This window comes from Nonomuraea sp. NPDC049784 (genome assembly GCF_040659615.1).
GTDB lineage: Bacteria > Actinomycetota > Actinomycetes > Streptosporangiales > Streptosporangiaceae > Nonomuraea.
The window spans coordinates 1-5,974 of the sequence record NZ_JBFAMX010000630.1; the positions used below are offsets into that span (position 1 = coordinate 1).

At 69.3% G+C, this 5,974-nt stretch carries 5 protein-coding genes and 1 pseudogene; 2 read left to right on the forward strand and 4 right to left on the reverse strand.

Annotated features, from left to right (window positions below; translation table 11 throughout):
• The 3 genes from AB0J09_RS54045 to AB0J09_RS54055 all read right to left on the reverse strand — a co-directional run.
• Positions 1-1,468: FtsX-like permease family protein (locus AB0J09_RS54045; protein WP_360710014.1), on the reverse strand; the 1,468-nt coding region annotated here is incomplete at its 3' end.
• Between the two features lie 177 nt (positions 1,469-1,645).
• Positions 1,646-1,915 (reverse strand): 30S ribosomal protein S20, encoded by a 270-nt coding sequence (rpsT, locus tag AB0J09_RS54050; protein WP_106235424.1) that lies wholly within the window; start codon positions 1,913-1,915, stop codon positions 1,646-1,648.
• A gap of 104 nt (positions 1,916-2,019) precedes the next feature.
• Positions 2,020-3,006 carry a hypothetical protein gene (locus tag AB0J09_RS54055; protein ID WP_360710015.1) on the reverse strand — a complete coding sequence of 329 codons (987 nt, stop codon included), beginning with the start codon at positions 3,004-3,006 and terminating at the stop codon, positions 2,020-2,022.
• Between the two features lie 56 nt (positions 3,007-3,062).
• On the opposite strand from AB0J09_RS54055, the gene lepA reads away from it, so the two are divergent.
• Positions 3,063-4,889, forward strand: coding sequence for a translation elongation factor 4 (gene lepA, locus AB0J09_RS54060; protein ID WP_360710017.1), 1,827 nt, complete (start codon positions 3,063-3,065; stop codon positions 4,887-4,889).
• 17 nt (positions 4,890-4,906) lie between these two features.
• On the forward strand, positions 4,907-5,398 hold the full coding sequence (locus tag AB0J09_RS54065; protein ID WP_360710018.1) for a GNAT family N-acetyltransferase: 492 nt from the start codon (positions 4,907-4,909) through the stop codon (positions 5,396-5,398).
• A 5-nt stretch (positions 5,399-5,403) separates the two neighbouring features.
• Here the strand turns inward: AB0J09_RS54065 and AB0J09_RS54070 are convergent.
• Positions 5,404-5,974: pseudogene (locus AB0J09_RS54070) on the reverse strand (hypothetical protein); the annotation flags it as partial.

Genomic DNA, 5,974 nt, shown 5'->3' on the forward strand with positions numbered 1-5,974 from the left:
GCGGCACCAGCCGCAGCCCCAGCATGCCGCCCGCGAGCAGAGCCAGCGCGGGCCCGGAGATGATCAGCGGGTCGATGCCGAGCGCTCCGGCGGCCGTCGCGGTGACGGGCGCGCCGTAGTGCTGGAGCTGCCAGATCGCCAGCCCCGCCACCACCAGCAGCGCCAGGTCCGCGCCCGCCCGCTCGATCAGCCCGCGCCCGCCGCTCCGGCCGCGTGCCGACTGCTCCTCGACGTACGTGCGCCGCGTGCCCGCCAGCGCCGGCAGGACCAGCAGCACGGCCGCTGCCAGGGCCACGCCGAACGACACGAGGAACGTGCCCAGGTCGGGGGAGGGCGCCAGCCGTACTCCGGAGGCCTTGATCCACGGCAACTGGTTGACCAGCGCGAGCAGCGGCGGCCCCAGGAACGGCGCGGCGACCGCGCACGGCAACGCCACCAGGAGCGCCTCGCCGCCCGCCAGCGCCGCCAGCCGCACCGTGCCCGCGCCGCGGGAGCGCAGCAGCGCCACCTCCATGCGCCGGTGGTCGGCGAGCAACCGCGCGGTGAGCATCAGCGCGTACGCGGCCAGCAGCAGCAGCTGCAGCACCGGGATCAGCATCGTGGAGCGTGCCACCAGGGACGCGGTATCGAGCTGGGTCAGCATCTCGGGCAGCCGGCTGGCGGCCACGCAACTGCCGCAGCCGTCCGCCTTAAGCCGCGCGCCCACCTGGTCGATCGCGCCGGCCAGCGGGCGGAGCTGGGCGGGCGTCAGGGTGCGGAGGTCGGGCACCGCGGTCCAGGTGGCGTTGACGTTCGTGGCGAAGCGGGCGACGAACGTCTCACGCGGCACCATCAGCGGCCCGTACGTGGTGAAGTCGCCGCGCTCCACGCCCCGGCTGAGCAGCTGCTCGCCCGCCCACCGCTCGCCGAACGGGTCATTGAGCTGGAACACGCCCACGATGCGCACCTTGACCGGGCGCGGGTCCAGGCGGCCCTTCGTGGTGAACTCCTGACCCGCCTTGAACCCGGTCGCCGAGGCCGCCGAGAGCGAGATCGCGGCCTCCACCCGGTCTCCCGCAGCGCGCGGCCAGGCGCCGGAGACGAGCCTGGCGTGCTGGTCGAGGCCGTCGTAGCTGCCGAACCTGAGCAGTTCGGGCCGCTCCTGGCCGTCCTGGCCCGGCATCACGTAGGAGTCCGAGCGGAAGCTGGTGGTGACGGCGGGCGGCTTGGTGTAGGCCTTGCCGAGCTCGGCGCGTACGGACCGGTCGAACCTCGGGAACGTCTCCGCCGTCACGGGGGCGCTGATGGTGGCGGCGATCTGGTGGTACGAGGCCGTCTCCATCGTCCTGCGGACACCCGCGTCGGCGATGGAGGAGGCGTACATGGTCAGCGCGACCAGCGTGGTGGTCGCCAGCAGGATGGAGCCGAACGCGGCCAGGAGGAGCAACGGCTCACTGAACGCCCTCTTGACGACCAGCGGCCCCCGCATGCATCCCCCTTCGCCCGTTTAGTGCACCCTCGACCAGATGCAAGATCGGGGGCAAGGTGATCTTTGCAACGGTGACGCACCCGATACGGGCGTGTGATATCGAAACTGTGACAAAAGGGGGTGGAAAACGAAAACGCCGCACCCCAGAAGGGATGCGGCGTTACTACGCCAGGCGCGTTACTTGGCAGCCAGTGCCGCGGCCTGCTTGGCGATCGCGGACTTGCGGTTGGCGGCCTGGTTCTTGTGGATGACGCCCTTGCTGACGGCCTTGTCGAGCTGACGGGCGGCAACCCGCTGCAGCGCTGCGGCCTGCTCGACGTCGCCCTGCTCGGCGGCCTCGCGGAACTTGCGGACGGCCGTCTTCAGGGACGACTTGACCGCCTTGTTGCGCAGGCGAGCCTTCTCGTTCTGCTTGTTGCGCTTGATCTGGGACTTGATGTTCGCCACGAAGAAGCCTCGGTGAAAGTCTGAAGTGATGGATGGGCGCGCGGGCTAGAGAGGGCGCGCCACACGCAGTTGAACAGGATACCAAACTCCGGCGGCTGCTCAAATCAACGCCAGCGCGTCATGTACTCCTTCCAGTCCTCTTCCGTGGCTGCGAAGTCCACGTAGAGGGCCAGGCCGAAGCGCTCGCGGCGGCCGTGCGCCGATAACGCGAGCCTAGCGCCTTCCGCGGCCATGGCGACGCTCTCGGCGGCGTCGCCCCAGTCGATGCCGTGGTCGTGGTAGGCGGGGGCGCCGATGAGCACGGACTTGTCGTCGGGGACCAGGTCCAGGGCCAGTCCGGCCTGGCGGGCCACGTAGCCGCCGTAGAGGGACTGCAGGGGTGTGAACGAGTCGTAGGTCATGATGGCGACCTGGTCCACGCGGTCTGCGACCTGCTTGAAGTAGCCCTCGGACCAGTACTTGTCGTGGGTCAGGATGGCCCTGGCGGTCAGGCGCATCCCCGGGTACGGCTCGATCTGCGGGGTGGAGGTGGACAGCAGCTTGGTGTGCTGCCGGGTTCTGTCCAGGAGTTCCAGGAACTCGGTGTCGCCGTCGCCGATCGGCTCGAAGTTGTAGTGGATGCCGTCGTAGCCCTGCTTCATGATGGCGGCGACTCCGGCCAGGACGTTCTCGCGGGACTTGGGGTCGTCCAGGTCGAGGCCGTTCTTGACGGACTGGCCCAGCCAGGCGGAGACGCGGACCGTGGGGAGGCGCTCGTGCATCCACTTCACGAAATTTCCGGCAGTGGGATATTTAGCGGGATTTAGCGTGCCGTCCCAGTCGAAAGGGCCCGAGTGTACGTACACGTCCTTGATGCCTGTGGCGCGCAGCCGTACCGCCAACTGCTCGACGTCACGCTCCGTGCGGCGGCCGTCCACCCACATGTGGCCCAGCCACAGGGCGTCGTTGCCCGTGCTCTTCGCCCAGGCCGCCGGGGCACCGGTAAACTGGATCCGGAGCGCGGCGGCGAGGAGGCCGACCAGCGCCACCACGATGGCCAAGGCAAGCGCGAGCAGGCGTAGGCCGCGGCGGATGACGGTTCGGGCAATCACCCGGGCATGTCACCATAAAAGACTGCTTGACCTCAACCCTGTCGAAACGGACTTCGGTGCGCACTCAGCCTGGCCAGACCGACCCCGCGTTGATCCGCAACTTCTGCATCATCGCGCATATCGACCATGGCAAGTCGACCCTTGCCGACCGGATGCTGCAGATCACCGGCGTGGTCGACGAGCGCTCCATGCGTGCCCAGTACCTCGACAGGATGGACATCGAGCGCGAGCGGGGCATCACGATCAAGTCGCAGGCCGTGCGGCTGCCGTGGGACGGCCACGTGCTCAACATGATCGACACGCCCGGCCACGTCGACTTCACGTACGAGGTGTCCAGGTCACTGCAGGCGTGCGAAGGCGCCATCCTGCTGGTCGACGCGGCCCAGGGCATCGAGGCGCAGACGCTGGCCAACCTCTACCTGGCCATGAACGCCGACCTGCACATCATCCCCGTCCTCAACAAGATCGACCTGCCCGCGGCGCAACCGGAGAAGTTCGCCGAGGAGCTGGCGGGGCTGATCGGCTGCGACCCGTCCGACGTGCTCAAGGTTTCGGGCAAGACCGGCGAGGGCGTGCGCGAGCTGCTCGACCACGTGGTCAAGACGGTGCCGGCCCCGGTGGGCAACGCCGACGCGGCCGCCCGCGCGCTGATCTTCGACTCGGTCTACGACACGTACCGCGGCGTCGTCACGTACGTGCGGGTCGTGGACGGCCACCTGGGCAAGCGCGAGCGCATCCTCATGATGTCCACCGACGCCACCCACGAGACGCTGGAGATCGGCGTCATCTCGCCCGAGCCCAAGCCCGCCGACCTCGGCCTGGGCGTCGGCGAGGTGGGCTACCTCATCACGGGCGTGAAGGACGTGCGCCAGTCGCGCGTGGGTGACACCGTCACCTCGGCGGCCAAGTCCGCAGGCGAGATGCTGGCCGGTTACGAGCACCCGAAGCCGATGGTGTTCTCCGGGCTCTATCCGATCGACGGCGACGAATACCCCGAGCTGCGCGAGGCGCTCGACAAGCTGCAGCTCAACGACGCGGCGCTGGTCTACGAGCCGGAGACGTCGGCGGCGCTCGGGTTCGGGTTCCGGGTCGGGTTCCTCGGGCTGCTGCACATGGAGATCGTGCGGGAGCGGCTGGAGCGCGAGTTCGGCCTGTCGCTGATCTCCACGGCGCCCAACGTGGTCTACCGCGTGGTCATGGAGGACGGCAAGGAGCTCACTGTCACCAACCCGTCGGAGTTCCCGACGGGCGGGAAGATCGCGCAGGTCTTCGAGCCGGTCACCAAGTCCACGATCCTGGCGCCGTCCGAGTTCATCGGGGCGATCATGGAGATCTGCCAGGGGCGGCGCGGGCAGCTGCTCGGCATGGACTACCTGTCGGAGGACCGGGTCGAGATCCGCTACACGCTGCCGCTCGGCGAGATCATCTTCGACTTCTTCGACCAGCTCAAGTCGCGCACCCGTGGCTACGCCTCGCTCGACTACGAGCCGGCGGGCGAGCAGGAGGCCGAGCTGGTCAAGGTCGACATCCTGCTGCAGGGTGAGGCGGTCGACGCGTTCAGCGCCATCGTCCACAAGGACAAGGCCTACACGTACGGCGTCGACATGGCGAAGAAGCTGCGGGAGCTGATTCCCAGGCAGCAGTTCGAGGTGCCGATCCAGGCCGCAATCGGGGCCCGGGTCATCGCCCGCGAGAACATCCGCGCCATCCGCAAGGACGTCCTGGCCAAGTGCTACGGCGGTGACATCTCCCGTAAGCGCAAGCTGCTGGAGAAGCAGAAGGAAGGCAAGAAGCGGATGAAGATGGTCGGGCGCGTGGAGGTGCCCCAGGAGGCCTTCGTCGCCGCGCTCGCCACCGACTCCAGCACCGACAAGAAGAAGTAACCGCCTACCCTGAAAATATGGAAGTGGTGCGGACGGCGCGATTGGTGCTTTCTCGGGTCACCCCCGACGATCTAGCCGCTGTCCATGAGATTCACTCCGACCCGCTGACGAACGTCTACAACCCCGCCGGTCCCACTCCTGACCTGGAGTCGAGCCGGGCCATGCTGGATCTGTGGCTGGCCGACTGGGCCGAGCGCGGGCTCGGCTACTGGGCGGTGCGGGCGACGGGGGAGTCGGAGGTGCTCGGGTTCGGGGGGCTACGTCACGCTCTGGTCGACGGGAAGCACGTGCTGAACCTCTACTACCGGTTCCGGCCGTCCGCTTGGGGGCGTGGGTACGCGGGTGAGCTCGTGGAGGCGGCGCTGCGGATCGGGAGGGACCTCGGGACGGTCGTGGCGGTGATCCGCGACATCAACGAGCCGTCCCGCCGGGTGGCTGAGCGGGCGGGCATGCGCAAGGACCGGACGATTCCGTACGGGGGCGTGCCGAGCGACGTCTACGTGGTCTGACCCACTCATCTCCGCCACACGTACCCTACGAGCGTCAGCACCCCGAACACGCCCTGAGCCACCAGGAACCCGCCCGGCGCTCCCGGCGGGGACAGCAGGGCCGCGATGGCGGGCAGGCACCCGAGCACGGCCAGATCCACTCCGGTGGCGGCCCAGATCAGCGGGCCGGTCGGGATCGCGCCGCCCGGGGTGTCGATGACCGGCATGGAGTGGTCGATCGGGCTTCGCCTGGCCATCCGCAGCGCACCGGCGGCCAGTGCGGGAGCGGTCAGCAGCCCGAACAGCCACCAGGCCCCGGAGAACGCGCTCAGACCGGCCACCACCAGGCCCGCCCACGCGCCGCTCAGCAGCATCGGCAGCAGGGCGCGGGCCGCCAGCGCGGGGCGGTGCCCGACGCCGATGATCCTGGCCAGGGCAGGGTTGTCGCTGTCCCGGCGCGCTCCTGACACGCTCGTCGCCGCCACGGCCAGCGCCCCCGCCAGCACGGCCGCACCCAGCGCCACTGGCGACGCGCCCGCCTGGGCCAGCACGGCAGGCAACGCGGCCGCTCCGTACATGGCCGCCAGCCGCCCCGGC

Bases quoted from the DNA above. Each gene is read 5' to 3' on its own strand.
- AB0J09_RS54065 (WP_360710018.1), top strand. From the start codon at position 4,907: ATGGAAGTGGTGCGGACGGCGCGATTGGTGCTTTCTCGGGTCACCCCC.